Source organism: Cohnella lupini, assembly GCF_003386205.1.
GTDB classification, from domain to species: Bacteria; Bacillota; Bacilli; order Paenibacillales; family Paenibacillaceae; genus Cohnella; species Cohnella lupini.
The window spans coordinates 1-25,527 of sequence record NZ_QRDY01000006.1 but is presented as its reverse complement, the minus strand read 5'-3'; the positions used below and the strand labels follow the sequence as shown (position 1 = coordinate 25,527).

Here is a 25,527-nt window from a genome sequence, read left to right as displayed (position 1 = left end):
CCGAGTGGGCATCGTTCCGGAATACGAACGTTTGGTTACTCCGCACTTGGAAGATCTGAGGAAGTATTGCAATTATCTGACGAAATCGAAATGGGACGGAGAGGATCTATACCAGACTACGCTGCTGAAATCGCTGGTTTTCTTCCTTCATACGGAGCCTTATATGGACGTGAAGCCTTTCCTTATCCGCGTAGCCCGAAATCTATGGATCGACGATTGCCGTAAAAGGCAAAGAAGGCGACTGGCGGTAAGCGAATATTCGAAAGGCTATTATACGGACAGCGATTACGTCGAAGTTCGAAGCGTAATCGAATGGCTAGCCGAGAGATTTCCCAGGCGCAATATCGATATTTGGCTGCTCTTCAATTATTTCGGTTATGCGATGCAAGAGATCGCGCATGAAATGAATTGTTCGATCTCGGCCGTGAAATCGATCCTGTTCCGAACGAGGGAGATGCTGAGAAACCGGCAAGAGCCGAACGAGAAACGCAAAATCATTCATCTCGACGTCGAACGTTGGTCGCGAGCTATCATGTTAGACAAGCCGCAAGGTATCCTATCGGAAGGATAGATTCGCGCACCCCGGAGCCGTTTACGGTTCGGGGTGTTTTCTATGTTATAATCGATTGATAAATAGAATAGCGACACATCATACAGAGATGAGCAGGGAGCACGCCACACAAATGAAGATAAATCCGCGGTTCGTTATTACGGTGATTTTTTTTCTTGCCCTTTATTCATGCATTAATTTCTACATCGGTTGGCATCTGACGGTTTGGTTCGATTCCGCGGGCATCGTCTTTAATCCATGGGCATTCTGGCTGCCATTCGCCATCCTCGTTTACGGATACATCCTCGGGAGAGTGCCGCTGCCGACTGCGATCAAGCCGTTGGGAAGACTGCTTAAAGTTATCGGCTCTTATTATATATTTATTATGGAGGCCGGTTTATTGTTGTTTCTGCTTGGCGATCTGGTCGGGTTATTCGTACGTTTGGCCGATGGGAATATCGATGATTATGCGCTGTATTCCGGTATCGTAATCTTGGCGGCGATCGTCGTATTGCTCGCCGTCGGCTCCCGCAACGCTTGGAGCCCGATCGTTCGTCAATACGATATCGAGATCGACAAGCCGACCCAAAGCGGGCAGACAAATTGGACGGTGGCGGTCGCTTCGGATATTCATTTAGGCAACGTTGTCGGGCGCAGGCATCTGGGCCGTCTGATCGAACGGATGAACGCGATGCAGCCCGATCTGATTTTATTGCCGGGGGATATCATCGACGATTCGATCGAGCCCTTCCTTCGAAATAAGATGAGCGAATTGCTAGGACAATTGAAAGCGAAGCGCGGAGTGTTCGCCATTCTCGGCAATCATGAATATTACGGCGGCCATGCGGAACAGTATATCGGAGAAATGAGTAAAATCGGCATTAGAGTGTTGCGGGACGAGACGGTGGATATTGCAGGGGAGCTTTACGTAGCCGGACGGAAAGATAAAACGGCGGAGTCGGCCGACCCTTCGCGGAGACTCAGCGCGAGCGAGTTGCTTCGATCGCTTGATCTGTCCAAGCCCGTGATCCTGATGGATCACCAGCCGACCATGTTCGCGCAAGCGGCCGAAGCCGGAGCCGACGTTCTGCTCAGCGGCCATACGCACAGAGGCCAGTTCGCTCCCAACCACTTGTTCACGCGCAGAATATTCGAGCTCGATTGGGGCTATATGAGAAAAAGCGCCATGCACGTCATCGTTTCGTCTGGTTTCGGTACGTGGGGACCGGCGATTCGGATCGGAAGCCGAAGCGAAATCATTAAAATCAATATTAAGCTTAGCGCCACTCTTTAATGAACAAATGTATAAAGCCCAATTCCGCATCTAAACGATGAAGGAATTGGACTTTTTATTGTGTCATAATAAAGATCAATTCGTGTTTTATGTTGTGTCATAATTATATATATGTTATACAATATAATTAAACAATCATCATTAGGAGGCTTACATATGGAGAGAGAACTAGCATTGGAAATTGTTCGCGTAACAGAATTAGCAGCATTGGCTTCCGCTCCGTGGATGGGCAGGGGGGACAAAATCAACGCCGACGGAGCCGCGACATCCGCGATGCGGTCGATGTTCGATTCGATTTCGGTCAGAGGAACGGTCGTTATTGGCGAGGGAGAAATGGACGAAGCCCCGATGCTCTACATTGGCGAAGAGGTAGGCAGCATGAACGGACCCGAGGTCGATGTCGCGGTAGACCCGTTAGAAGGAACGGAAATCGTGGCGAAAGGATTGAATAACGCCATGTCCGTTATCGCGATCGCCAACAAAGGAAATCTGCTGCATGCTCCGGATATGTATATGGAGAAGCTGGCAGTCGGTCCGCAGCTCGTCGGCAAGCTTAGACTAACCGATCCGATCGAGGTCACTTTGGCGAAAGCGGCGGAGGCCTTAAATAAAAACGTATCCGAACTAACGGTGATGATACTGGACAGGGTTAGGCACGAGTCGATCATCAAGTCGTTACGGAAAGTCGGCGTCAGAATCAAGTTTCTATCGGACGGAGACGTAGCCGGAGCTATGGCACCGGCGTTTCCCGAAGCCGGAATCGATCTTTACGTAGGCTCCGGCGGTGCTCCCGAAGGCGTGCTGGCCGCCGCGGCTTTAAAGTGTCTCGGAGGAGAAATCTTAGGTAGGCTGATGCCATCCGATGCGAATGAATATGCCCGTTGCTTGCAGATGGGCATCGACGACCCTTACAAGGTTCTGACGATGGAGGATATGGTCGGAAGCGAGGACGTTATTTTCGCGGCGACCGGAGTCACCCCTGGTGAATTTCTGGGAGGCGTTCGATACTTGCCGGATGACCGCGCGGAAACTCACTCGATCGTGATGCGCGCGAAGACGAGAACGATACGGTTCATCAGGGCATTGCACTACTTGCCTAACAAGGCTTTTCTAAATAAGCATTAACTTGGTTGGAGACTTAGGCGTCACTGGAGCCCGATAATCTGACCTTGCCCACTAACCACAATGCGATAGGAAACAGAAGGCCGAAGATGATGCAGTAATATGGCCATACCTGTAACAAAGTAATAAGGAACGCCATGTTAGGCCAAACGACTTTCGCCATCATTATTGCGATTAAAGAAAGCGGGATAAGAAGAGCTCTTGGATATTTCAATCGGAATACGCCGGCGAAGCCTTGTACGGACACGTATAGCAGCAACGCAAGGCGGAAGAAAATCGATATATACCAGATGATGGAAATGACGACCTCGAAGCGCTCGAAAATATCGCCGATGCTTATCGTTCGGACGACGAAATAACTGGGATAGGTCAAATTGGAGATCACGCCCGCGCTTAAAGCCAGAAGCGACATCATCGTCACGATGAAGCAGGCGAACCCGCTTAAGATAGCGCTCCTTACGATTATCCTTCTCCATTTCTTGGCATGATCGAATTGATTGACGAAGAAAAGGAACAGGACGCTTTCCAGATACGGAAAGGCAAGCAGATGAATGGAGGCATGGAAGACGGGCTTCGGTCCGTCTTCCAGCATTGGCAAGAGATTTCTCCAGTCCGCGTTAACGAACAACGACAGAAAGCCGACGAGGAACAATGTCATGACGACGAAAAACAATATTTCCGCTATACGGCCGATTACTGTTGCTCCAAGTCTAACGACGTAATAAACGGCGGCTAACATCAAAGCGTAAATAGCCGCTTGCGGTGTTTCCGGAATGACCGAAGTGGTGAGATAGTCTCCCAGATCGCGAAGAACCAGAATAAAGATAAGATAAGGAAACAGAAGCACGAAGAGGAATAGAACGATTTTCCCCAGTAACGATCCAAGAATCCTCTGAAAATAATCCTCGAAAGAAGCCCCGTTCATTTGTTTGGCAATCGCCAGATAGAACGTCGATACTCCCAAGAACATTACGATAGCAAGCGGGATGCACATCCACGCATCCTGCTTCGCGATCGTCGCGAGCGAAGAAGGGAGAATAAGCATTGCGCTTCCGGTCTGATAGAGGCAGAACCACATAACCGCTTGCCTTGGCGTTATCGTTTGATTGATCACGTTATCCCTCCACCGTCACGATAACCATTTGCTTACGAGTTGACTTGTCGGTTGCAGCAGCTTGATGACCAAGCTCATTGGATTAGGCATGCCGACATTGAACAACTGTAAGCAACCCATGAGAATTCCTATCCCAAGCAAGGATGCGGCTATGGTAATATCGCGATAATCGCCTTGCTCCTTAAGGCTGCGATATTCCATGAAGGAGAATCCGATCGCAATCGCCATAATAACGAGGAGAAGCATACCTTCACTCCTTCGGAGCTTGTTTGTAATCCATCGGGCTAATGGATTCGCCCATTTTATTTAATTTGAATTCCGAATCGACCTGGACAGGCATTGTCTTAAATCGGTCGTCCCAATCGTTCCTCCACGTCTTCCAGAGTTTCGGGTATTTCCGATGGAACTCCTCGCCGAACCCGAAAACGTCCACGCCGTATTGTTGTTGAACGTTACGAATGCCGGTGCTAATGAGCTCGGCCAGCGTTCGGTTTAAGGTATTTTGAAGCTGGAGCAAGTTGCTTTCATCTTCTAAGTCTAGCTTGCAGTGCATTTCTCCAATATTGGCATCCATTACGGTTTTTAGTCGAATAGCAGGTTGGCCGTTAAGCAAGTAGGGAATCATTTTGGACGAAGAATGGGTTATATCCACGGCGAACCTCCCGTCGCTTCGGGGGCATTCCGAAGTTCCTACCGTAGTCTTCACGTTATTCGTCACGTAGCTCCAGGCTTTGCTATCGGATTCGTTAAGCCAACCAAGCAAACGGTCCTGCTTAAAGACGCCGATCCCAATGTATCTGTATTCCGCTAACGACGTCGGCTGCTTAACGTTGTCCATGGTATTACCCTTTTCCGCGTCCCCGGTCAAAGTGATTCCGGTCAATACGGCCTGAACGCCTTGTTCGGTGAATATCTTCATTAATTGCGTCACCTTGATCGCCGACGTCGGGGCCCACAATTTTTCGGATACCTCAAGCGACTTGTATAACTCGAGCGCAGGCAATACTTCGAACGGCGTTACGAAGCCAAGCACTTCTTTGGCTTTAAAGTCTTTGGCGACGGCGATATAGAAATCGGGCCTTACCTGATGGTCTCGCAGAAGGAAATCCAACGGTTCGTTGATTCCCGTACGGGCAGCCTCCTCGTCGAATAGCAGCATATGGATATGAGATAAATAAAGCTTGCGCGGCGATTTCGTCGTCGCTTTTCTTAATGCTTCGAACAGCGTCGGCGCTTTCTCGGAAATGACGATTACCGCCGAGCGTTCCGCCGACCGGTTTCGGGACATTTGCGACGGATCCACGACCTGCAACGATACTTCATAACCGTCTTCCAGTTTGTCGACTCCCAAACCGATAACAACGGACAGTTCGTTAAGCTCTTTACGGCTCCAGCAACCCGACAATAAAAAAGTAAGCAGCGCCAACAGCGCGGTCAAATTTAGAAGCCGCCGATAAAGCGTCATCTTGACGACCTCCGTTTCGGATTCAAGTTCGCCGATTTACGGAAAGGAAACCGGAAGATGGCGTCACTCTGTTCCTTACTGTCAAAAGGAGCGATCGGACTCATATAAGGCACTCCGAAGGATCGCAAGCTGCAAAGATGGACGAGAAGCACGAGAATTCCGATCGTGACTCCGAATGCTCCGAAGGAAGCAGCCAAACACATAAACGCGAATCGTAATATCCGAATAGGTATGCTCATTGCGTAAGCCGGAATGACGAAGCTTGTAATAGCCGTTATGGAAACCACGATGACCAGGACGGCCGATACGACTCCGGCTTCGACGGCGGCTTGTCCGATGACGATAGTGCCGACGATGGATACGGCTTGTCCGATCGTGCGAGGCATTCTGACGCCCGCTTCCCTTAATATCTCGAAGGTTACTTCCATGATGAGCGCCTCTATGAAAGCGGGAAAGGGGACGCCTTCTCGTTGAGCCGCTAGGCTTAACAACATCTGCGTCGGCAGCATGTCTTGATGAAAGGTTGTTAATGAGATATAGATGGCGGGAGCAAGAATGCAAATGGTTACGGCTATATAACGCATGATTCGAATCAAATTGCTATAGAGGATCGGTTGATAATAATCCTCGGCGGATTGAAGGAAATCGACGAACAAGGACGGGACGAGCAGGACGAAGGGGGTCCCGTCGATGAAGATAGCAATCTTGCCCTCCATGATGCCGGCGGCGATCGTATCCGGCCTATCCGAGTTGTACAGGGTCGGGAAAATCGTTGATTGGCGTTGTTCAAGCAGTAATTCTTCTAAGTATTGCCCCTCGAGAACTTGATCCAAGCGAGCGTTTCCCAGACGTTCCTCGAGCTGACGGATCAGCCGGTTGTCCGCAACCCCCTCCAAATACATAAGGGCTACGTCCGTTTTCGTTATTCTGCCGACCTTCATCCCCGTGAGACGTATTCGCGTATCCTTGATTCTCCTGCGGACGAGCGTCGTGTTCGTGCGAAGGGTTTCAGTAAATGAATCCTGAGGACCCCGTACGACCGTCTGCGTCTTGGATTCCGTAATGCTCCGTTCTTCCCAGCCCGGAAGAGCAATCGACAAAGCATCCTTCTCTTGGTTCATTAAGAGCAAGAGACTACCGGACATTATCAATAACGCTGCTTCTTCCATATCTGCCGGGCTTGTAACTGCTCCGACATTCAAAACGGTATTCCCGATTTCAACTAACGAAGTCATTTCCGGAGGAGAACGATCCATTAAGGAGGCGATGACGACCTCCTGTAGCATTTTCTGATCTATCATGCCGTCGAGATAGAATAGCGCGACATTCTGTCCAGACCGAATAGTTATTTCCCGGACGACGAAGTCGGAGCTATTGCCGAAAAGAGCGCGGAGGCGTTCAATATTAAGTCGAAGCGTGGGAGAAAAATCCGTTTGCCGAGATTGAGCCGTATCTGCCGCCATGGTAAGTCATCCTCCCTCTTGTTAGAAGTATTTCCAGTTGTAGGCAGGAGGTATGTGCGAGAATACACATTACCCGTTTATTATTGAGTTATTCTTTGTTTGTTTCCGAAATTAATATATTCAAACATAAACGGGTGTGCTAAGATGAAATCAAAATCAAACAAATCAATTATTCGGAGGTTTCATCATGGTACAAAGCTTATGGCAATCATCGAAGGCATCTGAGCAACAATCCGGTTTGGATCAACTCGTATACCGTTCCAACATCATCGGCACGGATCGCCGCGTCTGCAATTTCGGCGGGGGTAACACCTCCACGAAGACGATCGTCAAGGATTTTCGCGGTCGCGATACGGAAGTCATGTACGTGAAAGGTAGCGGGTCCGACCTTGCTTCGATGAAAGCAAGCAACTTTACGGGCTTGCGCATGGACGATATCCGACCGTTGTTCGAGAAACCGGAAATGTCCGACGAAGATATGGTCGCTTACTTGGCGAACTGCATGATCGATTCCAAGCATCCGCGCGCTTCCATCGAAACGTTGCTCCATGCGTTCCTGCCATACAAACACGTCGATCATACGCATCCCGATTCCATCATCAGCCTTTGCTGCGCGGATAGCGGAAAGGCTCTGGCGAAGGAAATTTTCGGAGACCGCTTCGTATGGGTTCCTTATATTCGTCCCGGCTTCACGTTATCCAAGATGATCGCGGAAGGCGTGCTTAACAATCCGAAGGCTGAGCTCGTTCTCATGGAAAAGCACGGTCTGGTGACATGGGGAGAAACTTCCGAGGAGTGTTACGCGCAAACGATCAAGATCATCACGGAAGCGGAAGACTTCATCGAAGCACGCGTCAACGAAGCGAAAGTATTCGGCGGAGCGAAGCATCCTACGCTGGAAGCGGACGTTCGCAAGAGCATCGCGGCGCAAGTGATGCCTACGATTCGCGGCGCCGTAAGCGACATCAAGAAAATGATCCTGTCCTTCGACGATGCGGACGACGTGTTGCAATTCGTCGGCGGGCAAGATTCCGCGAAGCTCTCCCAAGTGGGAGCCGCTTGTCCGGATCACCTCGTGCATACGAAGGTCGTTCCTCTGTTTATCGACTGGACGCCTAACGCGGACGACGTGGAAGGCTTGAAGGCTAAGCTGAAAGAAGGCGTCGCCGCCTATAAAGAAATGTACAAAGCTTACTTCGAAGCCAACAAGAACGAAGGAGACGTGATGTTCGAAGCAGCTCCGCGCGTCATCCTGATCCCCGGAGTAGGGATGATCAATACGGGCAAGAGCTGGGCGATGTCCCAAGTGAGCGGAGCGCTCTATCATCGTGCGATCGCAGTTATGAGAGGCGCGACCGCGCTTGGCGATTTCGTTTCCCTGGTGGAAAACGAGTCGTACAACGTCGAGTACTGGCCGCTTGAGCTATATAAGCTATCCTTAGCGCCGGCGGAAGCCGAATTCTCACGCAAAGTTGCTTTCATTACCGGAGGAGCAGGCGGAATCGGAAGCGAAACGGCTCGCAAGCTCGTATCCGAAGGAGCGCACGTCGTTCTAGCGGATTTGAACTTGGAAGGCGCTCAGAAAGTAGCGGCCGAGATCAACGCCAAGTATGGCGAGAACCGCGCGTTAGCGGTTAAAATGGACGTAACGAACGAAGAGGCGGTACAAGCGGCATACGCCGAGACGGCCGTTGCCTACGGCGGAGTGGACATCATCGTTAACAACGCGGGTCTTGCGACTTCGAGTCCGTTCGACGAGACGTCTTTGAAAGAATGGAACCTGAATATGAATGTACTCGGAACGGGCTACTTCTTAGTCGCGCGCGAAGCGTTCAAGCTGATGAAAGCTCAAGCGATCGGCGGCAACATGGTATTCATCGGTTCCAAAAATTCCGTATACGCAGGCAAGAACGCTTCGGCATACAGCTCGGTTAAAGCTTTGGAAGCCCACCTGGCGCGTTGCATCGCGGCCGAGGGCGGAGAGTTCGGCATTCGCGTGAATACCGTGCTTCCGGACGCCATTCTTCAAGGCTCCGCGATCTGGAACGGCAGCTGGAGGAACGAACGCGCCGCCGCTTACGGAATCGAGCCGGATCAATTGGAAGAATACTACCGCAAACGCACGACGCTGCTCGTTAATATTTTCCCAAGAGACATCGCGGAAGGCATCGCATTCTTCGCTTCTTCTAAATCCGACAAAACGACGGGCTGCATGCTGACGATAGACGGCGGCGTTCCGGCGGCATTTACTCGATAATTCGGAGGAATCGTCCATGCATAAACAACGCGGGGAGAAACTTTGGTATATTCCCGACGGTTATATTCCCGAGAGCAGTTCGGGCGAATTGACGAGCCATGAGTCCATCTGCGTGTTGAACACCTCGTCCGAGGATGCGCTAATCAAAATAACGATTTACTTCGAAGACCGCGAACCGATGGAAGACATCATGGTCGTCGTAGCGGGAAGACGCACGAAGCATATTCGAACTAGCACGCTTCATCAGGGAGGGATGCCGATTCCGGTCGGCGTTCCTTACGCGATAGAAGTCCAAAGCGATATTCCGATCATCGTGCAATACAGCCGTTTGGATTCGACGCAAGCGGAGAACGCGCTTATGTCCGTCATGGCTCATCCTATTAAATAGAAGCTCCGGAGGAGGAACGAACGTGCAAGAGAAGGTTCTGAGAAATTACGAAGCTGCGAAAGAACAGTACGCCCGGCATGGAATCGACGTTGATCAAATACTAAGCCGCCTGGGAGAAATCAAAATATCGATGCATTGCTGGCAAGGTGACGATGTACGGGGATTCCTGAACAAGGATCAAGCCTTGACCGGCGGAATCTCGGTAACGGGAAACTACCCGGGCGCGGCATCGACACCGGAGCAATTGCGCGCGGACTTGGAGAAGGCTTTCTCCTTGATTCCGGGCAAACACAAAGTCAATCTGCACGCGATATACGCGGATACGGATGAGAAGGTAGAATTGGATCGGATAGAACCGAAGCATTTCCAGAAATGGGTAGACTGGGCGAAGGAACAAGGACTGGGCATGGATTTCAACCCGACTTGTTTCTCCCACGAGAAATCGAAGGACGGATTTACGCTAAGCCATCCGGATCCGGAAATTCGCCGGTTCTGGATCGACCACTGCAAAGCATCGCGGAAGATCGGCGCCTATATCGGAGAGCAGCTCGGACAAACTTGCGTCACTAACGTGTGGGTTCCGGACGGCTTCAAGGACGTTCCCGCGGATCGCATGGCTCCTAGACAACGGTTGAAGGATTCATTGGACGAAGTATTCGCCGAACCGCTTAACCCGGCTCACAACTTGGACGCCGTGGAAAGCAAGCTGTTCGGATTAGGTTCGGAAGCTTACGTCGTCGGCTCGCACGAGTTCTACATGGGCTACGGAATTCAGAATAACAAGCTGATCTGCCTGGATGCGGGACATTTCCATCCGACGGAGGTTATCTCCAACAAATTATCGTCTCTTGCTTTGTTCGCGGACGGAATCCTGTTGCATGTTAGCCGTCCGATGAGATGGGACAGCGATCATGTCGTTACGCTCGACGATGAACTAATCGATATCGGCAGAGAGCTCGTTCGCGGCGATTTGTTGGACAAAACGCACATCGGCCTCGACTTCTTCGATGCGAGCATCAACCGGGTAGCGGCTTGGGTAATCGGTACGCGCAATACGATCAAGGCGCTCCTTCGCGGAATGCTCGACCCGATCGAAGCTCTTAAGAAAGCCGAGCTCGAAGGCGACTACACGACGCGGCTTGCTTTAACGGAAGAGTTCAAATCGTATCCGTTCGGAGCGGTATGGGATTATTATTGCGATAAAATGGGCGTTCCGGTACGCGAGGACTGGCTGGCCGAAGTAAAAACCTACGAGAACGAAGTGCTGCTGAAACGCGGCGTCTAACTTAACATAAGGGTGATGCAGGTTGACTAACATTCTCGCGTTTGATCTTGGAGCGAGCAGCGGAAGGGCCATACTCGGCCGTTTGGTGGACGGGAAGATCGAGGTCGAGGAACTGCATCGTTTTCCCAACGACCCGGTTCAGGTGGGCAACCGCCTGCATTGGGACATATTGCGGCTATACCATGAGATTAAACAAGGATTGTTGAAAGCCAAGCATCGAGGCATCGAATTGCAAAGCATGGCGATCGATTCCTGGGCCGTGGACTTCGGATTCATTGGGAAGAACGGCGAATTGACCGGCAACCCTTATCATTACCGGGATCCCCATACGGAAGGTGCAATGGAAAGCGTATTCTCGATCGTTCCGGCCGACGTTATCTTCTCGAAAACGGGTATCCAGTTTCAGCCGTTCAACACGATTTTCCAGCTTCATGCGCTTAAACAAGCGAATTCTCCGATGCTCCTCGAGGGCGGGCGGCTTCTCATGATTCCGGATTTGCTTCGCTATTTTTTGACGGGAAACATGCACAACGAATTCTCGAACGCGACGACTACGCAATTATTCAATCCCGCCTTGGGCGATTGGGACGACGAGCTGTTGGCAAAGCTCGATTTCCCTAGAAGCTGGTTCTCGGACGTGCTGAAGCCGGGAACGGAAGCAGGTATGCTGCAAGCTTCCGTATGCGAAGAGCTAGGCGTCCCGTCTATTCCCGTCTATGCCGTCGCCGAGCATGATACGGGTTCCGCCGTCGCCGCAGTTCCCGCGACGGATAAGTCGTTCGCTTATCTAAGCTGCGGCACTTGGTCGCTTATTGGGACAGAAGTGAATCAACCCGTCATTCACGAGCTCGCGCAGACTATGAACTTCACCAACGAAGGCGGAGTAGCAGGCACATACCGATTGCTTAAGAACATCATGGGCCTGTGGATTTTGCAGGAATGCAGGAGAGAATGGGAAAGAGAAGGGAAATCGTATTCTTTTCCCGAATTGGTACAGTTGGCAGGAGAGGTGAATCCGTTATCGGTATTCATTGATCCGGATGATTCGTTGTTCTTGCCTACGGGAGATATGCCGGCTAGAATTAAGCAATATTGCCAGAGGACCGGTCAGCAAGCTCCGGAGTCGACGGGGGAGATCGTACGCTGCATCTTGGAAAGCCTTGCTTTGAAATACAGGTACGCTTTCGAATGGACGGAGAAACTATCGGGTCAGAGCATGTCCGGTTTGCACATGGTCGGAGGCGGAATTCAGAATACGCTGTTATGCCAATGGACCGCCAATGCGATCGGCAAGACCGTATGGGCGGGGCCATCCGAAGGAAGCGCCATCGGAAACCTGATCGTTCAGTGGATCGCCCAAGGGGAGTTCTCGGATGTTTGGGAAGCCCGCAAGGCCATTCGCGATTCTTTTCCGATGACGGTCTACGAACCGGAAGAGTCGAAAGCCTGGAAAGACGCGTACGACAGGTTCTGCGTGCTGACGGGAATAGAGATATAAAACGCGTTCGTGAAAAGAGAGGGTAAGCAAATATGCTAGTTGCGGAACGTTACGAGAAGATCGTAAGTCTGGTGAACGAGAGAGGAAGCATACGGGTATCCGAGCTTAGCGAGCTGTGCCAAGTGACGGAAGAGACGATCCGAAGGGATCTGGATCGCTTGGAGCAATCGGGCCGGTTGCGCCGTTCCCACGGCGGAGCGGTAAGCGTCAAGGATACAACGCTTCATCCCGAGATTCCGTATGCCGTTCGGGAGATCATGAACGCGGACGAGAAGAAGAGAATCGCTCTCGAGGCTATTAAGCGTATTGCGCCCAAGGATCGGATATTGCTGGATGCAAGCTCCACCGCTTGGTATATGGCGTCCGATGTTCCGGATGTTCCGCTCACCGTGCTTACGAATTCGATCAAAGTCGCAACGGAGCTTAGCCACAAGGAGAAGATCGAGGTCATCTCGACGGGGGGCATTCTCGCGCAGCGATCGTTGTCCTTCGTCGGGCCGCTCGCCGAACGATCATTGGACGCGTATCATGTCGATAAAGTATTTCTGTCTTGCAAAGGCGTTCACCTAGAACGCGGAATCAGCGAATCCAACGAACTGCAAGCCCGCATCAAGGAACGAATGATCGGAATGGCGGATGAAGTCATCCTGTTGGCCGACTCCAGCAAGTTCGGCGTTCAAGCGTTCACGCACGTCGCGGACTTGTCTCAAGTGGACGTGATCATTACCGATCGCCGCATGGCGAAGGAAACGATCGCGCAGCTAGAAGACCGGGGCATCACCGTTATTACGGTCTAATCAAGGCTTTGGTATGGGAGAGAGAGGCGCACCGTTCATTGAATCGAGCGGTACGGCTCTAACCATAAAAAGTATGGTTGCGGCACCGAGCAAGATAAATGATTTGCTTAAAGATAAGTTCAATTCGTTCCAACTTGTCTGATAACCTGATATTATGTAAAGAGAAGCCAGAAAATGGGGTGCAGCATGAAAGTTTCCTTATTCATTACTTGCTTAAGCGATGCCATCTACCCGCGCGTCGGCGAAGCCATGGTTCGACTGTTGGCGCGATACGGCGTTATGGTCGAATTTCCTAGCGTTCAGACCTGCTGCGGTCAGCCGGCCTTCAACAGTGGATATTGGAAGGAAGCACGGGTAACCGCGAGGACGATCATCGAATCGTTCGAGGATTGCGACTTCGTAATCTCTCCTTCGGGATCCTGCACGGGGATGATTCATCATTATCCGAAGCTGTTCGAAGAAGACCCTGTCATGCACGAGAAAGCGCTGAAGCTGCAAAGCAAATCCTACGAGTTCTCCCAATTCCTCGTGAACGTTCTCGGCGTAACGGATGTTGGAGCGACCTTCGCGCATAAAGTCACTTATCATCCCTCCTGCCACGGTAGCCGTTTGCTCGGCGTGAAGGAAGAGCCGCTCGCTTTAATTAACCACGTTAAAGGCTTGGAGTTCGTTCCATTGCCTTTCGCGGAAGACTGCTGCGGATTCGGCGGAACATTCGCGGTGAAAATGCCGGAAATATCCGGAGCGATGGTCACCGAGAAGAGCGATCACGTCAAGGAAACGGAAGCGGAAGTGCTGGTCGGTCTAGACATGGCATGCTTGCTGAACATCGCGGGCAACTTGCGTTATCGGAACGAGCCGGTGCGGGTCATGCATTTGGCGGAGCTGTTATACGAAGGAGTGAAGCAAGCATGAGCGGCGGAGGACACGGACATTCGAACGGGGCGACGGTGAAGGAACGAGCGGATATCGCGCTGAACAACGATTTCCTTCGCAAAGCGGTTAAGTTCACGACGGAAAGACTGAAGGGCGGCAAGCTGAAAGCTACGGACGAGCATGGTAATTGGGAGGAGTGGCGGGAAAGAGGCAAGCAGATTCGTCTTCATACCGTCGCTCATTTGGACTATTACTTGAACCAATTCGTGGATAACGCGCGCGCGAACGGCGTCCATGTTCATTTTGCCGATACGGCCGAAGAAGCCGTTCATATCTCGTTATCTATCGCGGAACGCAAGAAAGCGAAAACGGTCGTGAAGTCCAAGTCGATGGTCACGGAAGAATTACATCTTAACCATGCCTTGGAGTCGATAGGCGTCGATCCGATCGAAACGGATCTCGGAGAATACATCATTCAACTCGCGGGCGAGACGCCATCTCATATCATCATTCCGGCTATTCATAAGAACCGCTATCAGATAGCGGATTTATTGTCCGTGGATGCCGGAGAGACGCTTGAGCCGGATACGCAAGTGCTTGCCGGTTACGTCAGGAGGAAATTGCGAACGAAATTCCTAGAAGCCGATATCGGCATGACGGGCTGCAACTTCGCGATCGCGGAGACGGGATCGATGGTCTTGTTCGAGAACGAAGGCAACGCTCGGATGGTTACAACGGTTCCGAAAACGCAGATTACTCTCATGGGCATGGAGCGGATCATCCCTTCTTGGGCGGATCTGGAAGTGATGGCGACGTTGCTGCCGCGCTCGGCGACGGGTCAGAAGCTAACCGTGTACATGTCCGGTATTACGGGGCCTCGCCGTAGCGAGGATGCGGACGGACCGGACGAAATGCACATTATTATCGTCGATAACGGACGCTCATTGCAACTGGGGGATCCCGAGTTCCAGGAATTGCTCAATTGCATTCGCTGCGGAGCTTGCTTGAACGCCTGCCCGGTGTACCGTCATATCGGAGGACACGCCTACGGCGGAACCTATAGCGGACCTATCGGGGCCGTGCTCAAGCCGTCGTTGCAGAAAAACGTAGCCGAGTGGGACGATATCGCGAACGCATCCAGCTTGTGCGGAGCATGTTACGAAGCGTGTCCGGTCAAGATTCCGTTGCATGACATGCTGATCTACTTGCGCAGACGCAAGATCGAGCAGGGGCACGGAGATAAGGTCGAGGCGGCGGGGATGAAGGGATTCGCGGCCATCATGTCGAAATCGGGCCGATTCAAGACCGTTCTGAAGCTAGGAAAGCTTGGGCAGAAGCTAGTCGCCCGCAATGGCGAGATTCGCATCAAAGTCGGGCCGCTCAAGGGCTGGAATAGTTATCGGGTTACGCCGAGCCTGCCGAAGAAATCGTTCCGGGACGGATGGGGAACGCTAGAGGCCGAACTCAGGCACGGTCTGCAAGAAATCGCTCCCGAAGCGAGGGCGCGTATGGAACAAATCGTGAAAGATCGGGCGAAAGGTGGAGGTCATGGACATGGACACGGTTAGAGCGCACCAAGAATGGCTGATCGAGATGGAAGCGGAATCCCGCTCCAAGCAAACAAGGTTCATTAACGGCATTTCCGCAAAGCTGAGACGCCCGATGGTCACCGAGCCTCCTCGCCATCCCTATCGCGGAGCGCCTGACTTCTGGAATGCTTACGAGTGGGGCGAGCAAGAGCGGATCGAACGCTTTACCTCTAACTTCAAGAGCGTAGGCGGACACGTGGAAAGACTTGCTTCTATGTCCGACGTTCAACGTTTTATCGCGGATAAGGCGAAGGAACTCGGCGCTAAGTACGTCATCCGCCAGAATCAACCGGAATTGGATGATTTAGATCTGGAAGGAGCGATACCGGAAGCGCGAATATCGGTATGGAACAGCGACCCCGAGCAATACTGGAAAGCGCGCGCGGCCGAAGCGGATTTCGGAGTCGTGATGGCGGATTATGCGGCAGCCTACACGGGTTCGATCACCGTGCTGTCTTCCAAGGATAAGGGGCGTTCCGTAAGTTTGCTGCCAACGGTGCTTATGGCGATCATCCCCGTAGAACGCTTGGTAACGAGGCTTGGCGAAATCATGGTGCATTTCGACGAAGGCGGCCGCGAGAGTCTTCCGGCGGGCATTCATTTCATCTCGGGTCCGAGCCGTTCCGCGGACATCGAGAACGACTTGACGATAGGCGTTCACGGACCCGGCGTCGTCTATGCTTTGATTGTCGGTTAGGATGAAAGAGAGCGTGCAAGCGATGGAGATGACCCGTTTAACGAAGCGTAACCATTACGAGGAAATCAAGGATCAGCTTCAAGCGATGATCATGGACGGCAGGCTTAAGGTCGGCGACAAGCTGCCTTCGACGAAGGAGATGTCGGAGAGCTTCGGCGTCGGACGTTCCACGACGAGAGAAGCGCTCAGCGCGCTGAAGGCGATGGGACTGATCGAGATCCGCCAAGGAGGCGGCTGTCGGGTCATACGGAACATACCCGCGGATATCGCCATTCCCGAGTTGGACTCTCTTCGGATGAACAGAGCGACCTTATTGGAATTGCTCGAAGCGAGACAATCGTTGGAAGTATCTAACGCCTCTATCGCTGCGGCGAAGAGAACGGACGCGGATATCGCGGAGTTCCAGGCATTAATCTCCACGATGGAGCGTTCCGTAGGGCAGGACATCGAAGGAGAGAGGACGGATCTCTTCTTCCATCTTACGTTGGCCAAGGCCACCCACAATTCCATCATGGTGCGACTGTTCGAATCCATCGCTAACCAGTTGGAGACGGCGATTCGCGAAATTCGCAGAGTGGAGCTTTATGCCAATCAAACGGTTGCGGAGCGGTTGTATTCGGAGCATCTGGCTATATTCGAGGCGGTTCGGCTTCAAGACTCCGAGCTGGCAGCCCAGAGGATGAAGCAGCATCTTCAGCACGTAGAGAACATTTTGACGAAGTATATATGAGAAGTAGAAGAAATCAGCGTATGAAAGCTTAGTAATGGAGTTAATCCGTTGCTAGGCTTTTTTCGTCTTCGGCGTGCACGTATTGTCCTATTTTATTCCAATTCAACGTGAATGAAAGCTATACTTAAGTGAATCTAATAATCATATAGGAAAATAAAACGCAAGCAGCGAGGTGCTAAATGAGGAAGATGATTATACTTTTCATTGCCTTTCTTATAGCAACAGGATGCTCGCCAGAGGCGAAAACAAGGGATGAACCATCGGTACAAAAGGAGACTTCTGCCGTTACCGAAGATTATATGGAAACCCTGCCGGCCGCGATACAGGCCGCTGCATCCGCTAAGGAAGCCGTAGCTATATTCGAAAGTAATCTGCCAATCCTCTCGCCTGATCAATTGGATAGGATACTAATGGAGCTTGAAGACTATTGTCGCGCGAATAGAGAGGAGGTGGAAGAAGCTTTATCGGAAGCGAACGAGGCGAATACGTTCGGTACGTTGCGCAATCCGGTGTCGCTCGAATCCATTTCCGGCTTTGCGGATGAAGGCGTTAAGAAGGCTGTAACGGATGCGATCGCGGGTAAGTATAAGTTCGTAGCAGGAGAGGGCGTCATCGTTCCGATGTTGGATTACCGAGCGTTGGTGGAATATAAAGCTTATTTAACACCTGCCATGGGAGAGTATTTGGAGTTGATGGCTATCGAATCTGACAATCCCGCACGCGGCGATGGAAGCATTATTATACCCTGGGAGCAACTGGGGAAACGCGCTTTGAATATCGAGGAGTATTTAAATGAATATCCAATGTCCCCGAGATACGACCGTGTAAAGGGTGAATACTTAAGCGTTATATCGAGCTTTTTTATGGGTGCGAGCAATAGCAACATGTATAATCCGGAAAGAGAGCTGGAACCCAAGATTCAGGCGTCTTACAACGCATTGATAGCTTCATTTCCGGATACTTATACGGGGGAATTGACGAAAGAATACGTAGAGTTCGTCCTTCGTGCGGCCAAGGATATTCCCAAAGCCGATAACTCCAATGACGACCCCTTCTATGAAGAGCTAATGAAATTTAAGGATGCGATCGAAGGACGCGTCCTGGAGCATTTTCAGGGTAAAAATAGCGCGGATTGAAAATGGGTGAGCGGAGGGTATCGGGTATAAGCCGAGTGTGGGAGTTGCCGCCATTAAGGTCGGGAAATCGACTCGAGAATAGAGGGGATCTCGCATCCCTTCTTTTTTTGCGACGACTTCCTCATAAGACGTTGATACCAACGCGATGAAGACGGGCGATTGATAACCTCCGCTTCATTAGTAATGCGCTGTTCCCACTCCGCTTGGCGCTGTTTGGATAAATTTTTCAGATCATGATCATGATTTAACATTTTGTCGTGCCTCCTTGTCATCTGCTATGAGTTTTATTATGCTGTAGATAAAAGAGGTAAAAAAGTGAATAGTTTATTTTTTCCACTTCCCCTTTTACACAAAAACCCCTTATCACAATGTTCGAGGAGGCAGGGACGCAATGAATGCCACGGCTGAGAAATATTTAATGCTATTAAGCAAATTCGGGCCGCTCGCCGAAAAAGGCTCCGAAATAGTAGTCTCCACGGACGAACTAGCGCTCGCCTGGTACTGTTCCACACGCAACGCGAAGCTCATCACGCACAAACTCGTGGAAGAAGGCTTAATCTCGTGGCATTCCGGCAGAGGTCGGGGCCACGTATCGAAGCTGACTTTCTTAGCGGATAAGGATTCGCTTCTATTGGTTTGGGCGCAAGAGATGGCGCGTAAAGGCGATTACAAACAAGCATTCGAGCTGCTTCAGCGCAATAGTTACGGGACGGCGTTGACGGATCGATTCGCTCATTGGCTGAACGACCATTTCGGTTACCAAGCCGAAGCGACGAGCGGAGTCGAATCTGCCGATACGTTGAGATTCCCCGTCTACGTTCCGATCATAACGATGGATCCATCGCAAGTGTATTGCGCGTTCGATGCGCACATGATCAGACAAGTGTTCGATCGTCTCGTGGAATACGATCCTCGTACTTGCGAAATCGTTCCTAGTCTGGCGCATTCCTGGGAATCGAATGCCAGCGCGACGATATGGACCTTCCATCTTCGCAAGGGAATCCGGTTCCCGAACGGAAGAGAATTGCAATCCGAGGACGTTCGGTTCACGCTGGAGAGAATGCGGGGAGACAAAGCCCATAGCTGGCTCGTCAGGTCGCTTAAGGAGGTTCAGTGCATCAGTGCCCGTACCGTTCGCATCCTCTTGAACGAACCGAACTATATTTTTCTTCGTTTTGCGAGCTCGGCGGGAATGTCCATCGTTCCCCACGACTTGATCGCCGCGGACGAAACGGCTTACTGGCGCCAACCCGCGGGGACGGGGCCTTTTCGAATCTCGAATTGGACGGCGGATTGTTGCGACTTAGTGGCGAACCCCGATTATTTTCAAGGGCGCGCGCATCTGGATCGCATCGTGATTGCTTTTATGCCGGCAGAGACCGCCCAACTAGGGGAAGACGCGCCGTGGCAACAAATGATCCGTGATGAAGAGCTTATCGGTCTTAATAAGGTCGAAACCTGGAATACCCACGAAGCTTTGAGCCACGGCACTTCGCTGATCACCTGGAATATGGGCAAAGAAGGCGCGCATCAGAAATACGGCGTTCGCAAGGCGATGGAGTTGTTAATCAATCGCCAGAAGATGATCCGCGAACTAGGCGAAGACAGGATTTACCCTTCTCGGGGATTCCGTCCAACCAAACAAACCCCGTTCCTGGAAGAGGAGATGGATATCGAAGAAGCCCGTCGACTTCTTCGCGAATCCGGTTATGCGGGCGAAGAAATCGTTATCTGCTCGAAGGGCAGCCTTCTAGCGGACGCCGACTGGATCCAAAAGCGTTGTTCGGAGTTCGGGATCAACATTCGGATTCGCCGGGAGACGACTTTATCCGTTCGGGCTCCGGATTTGTTAAGCGAAATTGACGGGATCCTGTTCTGCGTAGTGTTCGCGGTGGAAGAGGTGTGCGAGATCGAGAATTACGAGCAGGCAGGTAATTTTCTGAGGGAGCATCTGCATCCGGAAGTCCGCGAATGGGCTATGGAGCAAGTAAGCTCGACGCTTGCCAGCGACAGCGCGCAACGACGGCGTACGCTCTTGAACGGAATCGAGGAGCGGCTTCGCGAACAGTCTCACGTCTTGTTCCTCACTCATCGCAAGCAAAACGCTTACGTCCATGAAACCGTCAAGGGAGTCGGATTGAATCAACTCGGCTGGATGGACTTCAAAAACATTTGGCTGGAAAACGAGGCCGCATCCTTCAACGTGCCAGAGGATGAAACAACTATGATTTCTCGTTCGTAATCCCTATAATAGAATCATTATGGATTTTTAAAGAGAGGATTTTACCGATGAATTTCGCTAGCAAGCTTGTTCAGAAGGTTAAAGCTCGATTCGTTCAACATAAGCTTAAGTACTATATGGATAAATTAACGGAGATCGGACTCGTCGATCTGAAAGCTTGGGACGATAATCGGTTGAAAGCCGAGTCGTTAAAGCTTAAAGAAAGAGTCCGCGGCGGCGTTTCCTTGGACGATATTCTTGTAGAAGCCTATGCCATTGCAGGCGAAGCGGCGAGCCGCGTGCTCGGCATGCGTCCCTTCGACGTTCAATACATGGCGGGCACGGCGCTGCATGAGGGTAATTTGGTCGAGATGCAGACCGGCGAAGGAAAGACGTTGGCCGCGGTTATGCCCGCATATTTGAACGCATTGCAAGGCAAAGGCGTACATGTGCTCACGTTTAACGATTACTTGGCCGGCCGGGATGCCGAATGGATGGGTCCCGTCTACCGCTTTCTAGGGCTGAGAGTCGGTTTCGTCAAGGACGGCATGTCTACCGCCGAGCGCCAAGAAGCTTATTCCGCGGATATCACTTACGTGACGGCCAAAGAAGCCGGCTTCGATTATTTGCGCGATACGATCGCGATGAAAGAGAGCGACATCGTTCATCGTCCGTTTCATTATGCGATCGTGGACGAAGCGGATTCCCTGCTCATCGACGAAGCCCGGGTTCCGCTCGTCATTGCCGGAGAAGTGGCTTCGACCGGCGGCGACGGAAGCCGAATGGCTAATCTCGCGCGCGAGCTGAAGCTCGGCGAAGATTACGACTTCGACGAAAACAAGAGAAACGTATTCTTAACGGAAGCCGGCGCGGAGAAAGCCGAGCAAATATTGAGAAGCGGCAACTTGTACGAGTCCCATAATAGTCATTTGTTAACGTCGTTAAATTGTGCCTTGCACGCGGAGTCCCTACTGAAGAGGGACGTAGACTATATGATTCGGGACGGCAAGCTCGAGCTGATCGATTTGTACACCGGCCGCGTAGCGGAAAATCGGCATTGGCCGGACGGGTTGCAAGCGGCGGTCGAGGCCAAAGAAGGCATGACTTCCAAGTCTTCGGGCAAAATTCTCGGAACCATCACGTTACAACATCTCTTGAGCCTGTATCCGAAAGTGAGCGGAATGACGGCTACCGCGCAGGATTCCGCGGAAGAGTTCGAGGAAACCTACGGCTTGAGCGTCGTCGAGATTCCGCCTAACCGTCCTCGAATTCGCATCGATCACGATAGCCGTATTTTCACCCACAAGGAAGCCAAGCTGAAAGCATTGGTTCAAGAAATCGCGCAAGTCCATGCGACGAATCGTCCGATCTTGATCGGAACGAGCAGCGTCGAAGAATCGGATCTGTTGGCCGTTGAATTGCGCAAAGCCGGCGTGACTTGTCACGTCTTAAACGCGAAGAACGACGAGAAGGAAGCCGAAGTCATTGCGAAAGCGGGGGAACTCGGCGCGGTGACGGTTTCTACGAACATGGCCGGACGCGGAGTCGACATTCGCTTGGGAGGCGGCGACCCGGTGCAAGCCGATCAAGTCGCTAAGCTCGGGGGACTCTATGTTATAGGCACGCATATGAACGAGAGCGCCCGAATCGACAATCAATTGCGCGGCCGTGCGGGCAGGCAAGGGGATCCGGGATCTTCCCGTTTCTACGTATGCTTGGAAGACGAGCTGATCAACCGTTTCGGCATCGAGAAAGCTCTGCCCTCGGCTCATCGGAATTTAAAGCAGGACGAGCCTCTTGAAGCCTCTGTGTTCAATAAGAAGATGGAGCACATCCAGCGCGTCGTGATGGGGCAAAACTTCGAAATGCGTAAAACGTTGAACAAATACTCCGATATGGTCGAAGAACAGCGCCGTATTCAACAGGAAAAGCGCGAAGAGGTACTGACGAACAAAGACTCCCTAAGCTCGACGGAAAGATACGTCAGACTTTATCACATGGACCGCACCTGGTCGGATCATCTGGCATATGTATCCTATATACGGGAAGGAATTCATCTGGAAAGCTTGGCGAATCGGAATCCCGTAGACGAATTCCACAACCGGATCATCCATGCGTTCGAGCAATTGCCGGAGAAAATTGAGTCGGAAACGGCGAAAACATTGAAGAAGCTCGGAACGAACGGGTCCAAGGAGCAAGTCGATTGGGAGAAGGAAGGGCTTAAAGGTCCGTCCAGAACGTGGACTTATCTTATTCAGGATCAGTTTATGGAGAAAAAGACGAATATTTTCGGGATTTAGCTTCGCAGAAAAGAGGTTGCCGCATGAACGTGAGGAAGATGAGGCTGTACGATACGGAGAACATCCATTCTGGAGAAGACCGCGACGAATACGAGAAGGATTACGCCAGGCTCATTCAGTCTCCGGCTTTTCGCAGGCTGCAGGGGAAATCCCAAGTGTTCGGCGCGGGCTCCGGTGATTATTATAGGACGCGCCTGACCCACTCGCTCGAGGTGTCGCAGATCGCCCGCGAGGTCGCGCGCCGGTTGGTGAAGCAATACGAATCTTTGTCGCGCAAGGAGCACCCCGGCTTGATGATCGATCCCGAAGTCGTGGAATGCGCTTCGCTCGCCCACGATCTCGGCCATCCCCCGTTCGGTCATAAAGGCGAAGAAGTGCTGAATCGTCTTCTATTGGAAGAGCACGGGTTGAAATACGAGGGGAATGCTCAGAATTTTCGTATCCTGATGTTCCTCGAGAAACGCGCCGGAAGCGGAAGCGGCTTGGATCTAACGGCTTCGGTACTGTTAGCCATCAACAAGTATCCTTTTTGCATCGATGAACCGGGTCGGTTAAAGGGCGTGTACAGCAAGGAATGGGAAGGAATCGATTTCCTTCGCAAAGCTTGGGGGATGCCCGGACACTCGGCGACGTTGGAAGCCCAGCTCATGGATCTCTGCGACGATATCGCCTACTCCACGCATGATTTGGAGGACGGGATACGCGCTGGAAAAATTCAGATGGATCGCGGATTCTTCGAGGACGATCGGCTTGTCGCGCACGTCATTCACGAAATCACGGAGGATCCGAGCTATTCCGAAGAGAACTGGGTGAACGTCGACCAGGCGGCTATGGTTAAACATGTTCTGATTCATTACTTGCAGCAATGGGAAGAAATCTATGCCGAGTGCGATCGCGAGCCTTCGCGGACGAGGCGCGAGATGAAAGCTCGCTGGGTGCGGAAGTTCGCTAATGAAGTCGGTATCATCGATGACTCGGACGCGGGTTGGAAGAAAGTAACCTTGGTACGGGAAGGAAAGCAAAATCTGGAGCTGCTTCGCACGATGGAAATTCTGAAAAAGCTGGCTTGGGTGACCTTGATCAAGGATTTTCGCGTTCAGCGGCTTCATAAAAGAAGCGAAGTGATGATCGAGCGGTTGTGGGGAAGCTTCAAGAATTACGAGAACGGCCGGCTCATTATTCCCCCGGATTGGCTGGAGAGCTACGAAGCACAGAAGGAAAAGTGGACCTGGGAGAGGCTGGCGGCCGATTACATCTCGGGGATGACGGATGCATACGCCGAGAAAGTGTATGCCGAATTTTTCGCGAGCCGTTCGGGCTCCATCTACGAAAGAGATTAGATTTCCGCTTGACCCTGACATTAATGTCAGGGTTTATACTTGTTTTGTATCGATCGACGGGGGGAGGATATCCAATGAAAATCGGAGAGTTATCCAGTATGACGGGAGTCAGTATCCGCTCGCTACGCTATTACGAAGAACAGGGATTGCTGACCTCCGTTCGGATGGACAACGGGTATCGGGAATTTTCTCCTCTTGCCGAAGAGCAAGTTCGGACGATCCAATTCTATCTATCGTTAGGCTTGACGACGGAGCAAATCGCCAGTTTCCTGACTTGCGTGCTTAAGAACAAGGAGGCCTTCTGCGAAGAAGTTCTCCCGATATTCGAGCAAAAACTGAAGGAAATAGACGGACAGCTTCTGTTGCTTAGCCAGATTAAGACGAACTTGCAGGATCGCATCCGGTCGATACAGGAGGAACGGTAATCTATTTACAGAAGGAGTGGTTCGAATTATGCTCGCGGTGAACGACGTGACCTTTCGCAATAACGTTAGGCAGCAAGGAGTGACATTGGTCGATTTCGGCGCAACGTGGTGCCCTCCGTGCAAGGTGCTTAAGCCCATCTTGGACGAGCTTGGCGGAGACTACGGCGAGAAGATTACTGTACTCGAGGTCGATTGCGACGAATCGCCTCACGTCGCTTCGGAATATGGCATCATGTCGATGCCTACCGTGCTCGTGTTTCATAACGGGGAACCGGTAGAGAAGCTGATCGGTCTGCGGCCGAAATCCGCTTACGAGAATCTGTTATCTAAGTATTTATGATGTAAAACGTCTTCGCGTCTCCGAGTGGTTTGTCGGGAGGCTCGCGAAGGCGTTTTGCATGCTTGTCGATTTTCGGCGACTGGAATATTTTACTTGTTGCGCTTAGGTATAATTCGGGGTATGATAGGTTTCTTGCTTCGGACGACGAGGCGAGCGGGAAACACAAACGAAACACGAATTGTTCTTTGAAAACTGAACATTGAGCGTAAGAAACAACAAACGTCTGAGGCGGACTTTCGAGTCTGCGGAAGGCAAACCAGCACTACAGATTGAGCCTCAAAAGGCTCTATTATAAGCAAAGTCGATTTGTCGACGGCGCTCTATTATGGAGAGTTTGATCCTGGCTCAGGACGAACGCTGGCGGCGTGCCTAATACATGCAAGTCGAACGGACTTTACATAGAAGTTAGCTTCTAGCTTTGGTTAGTGGCGGACGGGTGAGTAACACGTAGGCAACCTGCCCACAAGATCGGGATAACATTCGGAAACGAATGCTAAGACCGGATGCACAAGTTTGCCGCATGGCGAGCTTGGGAAACACGGTGTAAGCTGTGGCTTGTGGATGGGCCTGCGGCGCATTAGCTAGTTGGTGGGGTAATGGCTCACCAAGGCGACGATGCGTAGCCGACCTGAGAGGGTGA

The 25,527-nt window shown here is 51.6% G+C and carries 22 protein-coding genes and 1 rRNA gene; 19 read left to right on the top strand and 4 right to left on the bottom strand.

Translation table 11 applies throughout. From position 1 onward, the window contains the following. Positions 1–4: 4 nt before the first annotated feature. The 3 genes from DFP95_RS12435 (at position 5) to glpX (ending at position 2,969) form a co-directional block, all read left to right on the top strand. Positions 5–571: an RNA polymerase sigma factor gene (locus DFP95_RS12435; protein WP_181907381.1), complete on the top strand. Its 567-nt coding sequence runs from the start codon at positions 5–7 to the stop codon at positions 569–571. Positions 572–683: 112 nt separating this feature from the next. Further along, complete coding sequence (locus DFP95_RS12430; protein WP_181907380.1) at positions 684–1,844, top strand: metallophosphoesterase; 1,161 nt, start codon at positions 684–686, stop codon at positions 1,842–1,844. Between the two features lie 156 nt (positions 1,845–2,000). After that, on the top strand, positions 2,001–2,969 hold the full coding sequence (gene glpX, locus DFP95_RS12425) for a class II fructose-bisphosphatase (protein WP_115992960.1): 969 nt from the start codon (positions 2,001–2,003) through the stop codon (positions 2,967–2,969). A gap of 13 nt (positions 2,970–2,982) precedes the next feature. Here glpX and DFP95_RS12420 read toward each other — a convergent pair whose 3' ends face one another. The 4 genes from DFP95_RS12420 to DFP95_RS12405 are packed head-to-tail and all read right to left on the bottom strand — an operon-like array spanning position 2,983 to position 7,008. Then, on the bottom strand, positions 2,983–4,080 hold the full coding sequence (locus DFP95_RS12420) for a GerAB/ArcD/ProY family transporter (RefSeq protein WP_115992959.1): 1,098 nt from the start codon (positions 4,078–4,080) through the stop codon (positions 2,983–2,985). 15 nt (positions 4,081–4,095) lie between these two features. Continuing rightward, positions 4,096–4,326, bottom strand: coding sequence for a hypothetical protein (locus DFP95_RS12415; protein ID WP_115992958.1), 231 nt, complete (start codon positions 4,324–4,326; stop codon positions 4,096–4,098). Positions 4,327–4,330: 4 nt separating this feature from the next. Continuing rightward, the gene (locus DFP95_RS12410; protein WP_115992957.1) at positions 4,331–5,545 is read right to left on the bottom strand and encodes a Ger(x)C family spore germination protein; all 1,215 of its coding nucleotides are present in this window, start codon (positions 5,543–5,545) and stop codon (positions 4,331–4,333) included. After that, positions 5,542–7,008, bottom strand: coding sequence for a spore germination protein (locus DFP95_RS12405; RefSeq protein ID WP_115992956.1), 1,467 nt, complete (start codon positions 7,006–7,008; stop codon positions 5,542–5,544). Before DFP95_RS12405 ends, DFP95_RS12410 begins: the two co-directional genes overlap by 4 nt. Positions 7,009–7,195: 187 nt before the next feature. Here DFP95_RS12405 and DFP95_RS12400 point away from each other — a divergent pair, with 187 nt between their 5' ends. From DFP95_RS12400 to DFP95_RS12320, 16 genes are all read left to right on the top strand, one after another. Further along, positions 7,196–9,265, top strand: coding sequence for a bifunctional aldolase/short-chain dehydrogenase (locus DFP95_RS12400; RefSeq protein ID WP_115992955.1), 2,070 nt, complete (start codon positions 7,196–7,198; stop codon positions 9,263–9,265). 16 nt (positions 9,266–9,281) lie between these two features. Further along, positions 9,282–9,653 (top strand): sensory rhodopsin transducer, encoded by a 372-nt coding sequence (locus DFP95_RS12395; RefSeq protein ID WP_115992954.1) that lies wholly within the window; start codon positions 9,282–9,284, stop codon positions 9,651–9,653. Between the two features lie 22 nt (positions 9,654–9,675). After that, entirely contained in the window at positions 9,676–10,938 is a 1,263-nt protein-coding gene (rhaA, locus tag DFP95_RS12390) for an L-rhamnose isomerase (RefSeq protein WP_115992953.1), read from the top strand. 22 nt (positions 10,939–10,960) lie between these two features. Beyond that, positions 10,961–12,436: a rhamnulokinase gene (locus tag DFP95_RS12385; protein ID WP_115992952.1), complete on the top strand. Its 1,476-nt coding sequence runs from the start codon at positions 10,961–10,963 to the stop codon at positions 12,434–12,436. Positions 12,437–12,468: 32 nt separating this feature from the next. Beyond that, positions 12,469–13,233 (top strand): DeoR/GlpR family DNA-binding transcription regulator, encoded by a 765-nt coding sequence (locus DFP95_RS12380; RefSeq protein WP_115992951.1) that lies wholly within the window; start codon positions 12,469–12,471, stop codon positions 13,231–13,233. A gap of 186 nt (positions 13,234–13,419) precedes the next feature. After that, positions 13,420–14,148, top strand: coding sequence for a (Fe-S)-binding protein (locus DFP95_RS12375; RefSeq protein ID WP_115993199.1), 729 nt, complete (start codon positions 13,420–13,422; stop codon positions 14,146–14,148). Beyond that, complete coding sequence (locus tag DFP95_RS12370) at positions 14,145–15,677, top strand: LutB/LldF family L-lactate oxidation iron-sulfur protein (protein ID WP_115992950.1); 1,533 nt, start codon at positions 14,145–14,147, stop codon at positions 15,675–15,677. Before DFP95_RS12375 ends, DFP95_RS12370 begins: the two co-directional genes overlap by 4 nt. Beyond that, positions 15,664–16,395: a LutC/YkgG family protein gene (locus DFP95_RS12365; RefSeq protein WP_115992949.1), complete on the top strand. Its 732-nt coding sequence runs from the start codon at positions 15,664–15,666 to the stop codon at positions 16,393–16,395. The genes DFP95_RS12370 and DFP95_RS12365 overlap by 14 nt, the downstream gene beginning before the upstream one ends. A 22-nt stretch (positions 16,396–16,417) precedes the next feature. Then, on the top strand, positions 16,418–17,125 hold the full coding sequence (locus DFP95_RS12360; protein ID WP_115993198.1) for a FadR/GntR family transcriptional regulator: 708 nt from the start codon (positions 16,418–16,420) through the stop codon (positions 17,123–17,125). A 179-nt stretch (positions 17,126–17,304) separates the two neighbouring features. Continuing rightward, positions 17,305–18,261, top strand: a complete 957-nt coding sequence (locus tag DFP95_RS12355; protein WP_115992948.1) for a hypothetical protein — start codon at positions 17,305–17,307, stop codon at positions 18,259–18,261. Between the two features lie 391 nt (positions 18,262–18,652). Next, a complete protein-coding gene (locus DFP95_RS12345; RefSeq protein WP_115992946.1) occupies positions 18,653–20,503 on the top strand; it encodes an ABC transporter substrate-binding protein in 1,851 nt (616 codons plus the stop codon). Between the two features lie 47 nt (positions 20,504–20,550). Continuing rightward, a complete protein-coding gene (locus DFP95_RS12340; RefSeq protein WP_115992945.1) occupies positions 20,551–22,782 on the top strand; it encodes a preprotein translocase subunit SecA in 2,232 nt (743 codons plus the stop codon). A gap of 23 nt (positions 22,783–22,805) precedes the next feature. Then, a complete protein-coding gene (locus tag DFP95_RS12335; protein WP_115992944.1) occupies positions 22,806–24,122 on the top strand; it encodes a deoxyguanosinetriphosphate triphosphohydrolase family protein in 1,317 nt (438 codons plus the stop codon). Between the two features lie 74 nt (positions 24,123–24,196). Then, a complete protein-coding gene (locus DFP95_RS12330) occupies positions 24,197–24,547 on the top strand; it encodes a MerR family transcriptional regulator (RefSeq protein ID WP_115992943.1) in 351 nt (116 codons plus the stop codon). 28 nt (positions 24,548–24,575) lie between these two features. Beyond that, entirely contained in the window at positions 24,576–24,887 is a 312-nt protein-coding gene (gene trxA, locus DFP95_RS12325) for a thioredoxin (protein WP_115992942.1), read from the top strand. A gap of 322 nt (positions 24,888–25,209) precedes the next feature. Beyond that, positions 25,210–25,527 (top strand): 16S ribosomal RNA (locus tag DFP95_RS12320); the annotation flags it as partial.

Bases quoted from the DNA above. Each gene is read 5' to 3' on its own strand.
- DFP95_RS12380 (WP_115992951.1), top strand. From the start codon at position 12,469: ATGCTAGTTGCGGAACGTTACGAGAAGATCGTAAGTCTGGTGAACGAG.
- DFP95_RS12405 (WP_115992956.1), bottom strand. From the start codon at position 7,008: ATGGCGGCAGATACGGCTCAATCTCGGCAAACGGATTTTTCTCCCACG.
- DFP95_RS12410 (WP_115992957.1), bottom strand. From the start codon at position 5,545: ATGACGCTTTATCGGCGGCTTCTAAATTTGACCGCGCTGTTGGCGCTG.
- DFP95_RS12360 (WP_115993198.1), top strand. From the start codon at position 16,418: ATGGAGATGACCCGTTTAACGAAGCGTAACCATTACGAGGAAATCAAG.
- DFP95_RS12400 (WP_115992955.1), top strand. From the start codon at position 7,196: ATGGTACAAAGCTTATGGCAATCATCGAAGGCATCTGAGCAACAATCC.
- DFP95_RS12345 (WP_115992946.1), top strand. From the start codon at position 18,653: ATGAATGCCACGGCTGAGAAATATTTAATGCTATTAAGCAAATTCGGG.
- DFP95_RS12365 (WP_115992949.1), top strand. From the start codon at position 15,664: ATGGACACGGTTAGAGCGCACCAAGAATGGCTGATCGAGATGGAAGCG.
- DFP95_RS12355 (WP_115992948.1), top strand. From the start codon at position 17,305: ATGAGGAAGATGATTATACTTTTCATTGCCTTTCTTATAGCAACAGGA.
- DFP95_RS12330 (WP_115992943.1), top strand. From the start codon at position 24,197: ATGAAAATCGGAGAGTTATCCAGTATGACGGGAGTCAGTATCCGCTCG.
- DFP95_RS12415 (WP_115992958.1), bottom strand. From the start codon at position 4,326: ATGCTTCTCCTCGTTATTATGGCGATTGCGATCGGATTCTCCTTCATG.
- DFP95_RS12340 (WP_115992945.1), top strand. From the start codon at position 20,551: ATGAATTTCGCTAGCAAGCTTGTTCAGAAGGTTAAAGCTCGATTCGTT.
- DFP95_RS12395 (WP_115992954.1), top strand. From the start codon at position 9,282: ATGCATAAACAACGCGGGGAGAAACTTTGGTATATTCCCGACGGTTAT.
- DFP95_RS12375 (WP_115993199.1), top strand. From the start codon at position 13,420: ATGAAAGTTTCCTTATTCATTACTTGCTTAAGCGATGCCATCTACCCG.
- glpX (WP_115992960.1), top strand. From the start codon at position 2,001: ATGGAGAGAGAACTAGCATTGGAAATTGTTCGCGTAACAGAATTAGCA.
- trxA (WP_115992942.1), top strand. From the start codon at position 24,576: ATGCTCGCGGTGAACGACGTGACCTTTCGCAATAACGTTAGGCAGCAA.
- DFP95_RS12430 (WP_181907380.1), top strand. From the start codon at position 684: ATGAAGATAAATCCGCGGTTCGTTATTACGGTGATTTTTTTTCTTGCC.
- DFP95_RS12370 (WP_115992950.1), top strand. From the start codon at position 14,145: ATGAGCGGCGGAGGACACGGACATTCGAACGGGGCGACGGTGAAGGAA.
- DFP95_RS12335 (WP_115992944.1), top strand. From the start codon at position 22,806: ATGAACGTGAGGAAGATGAGGCTGTACGATACGGAGAACATCCATTCT.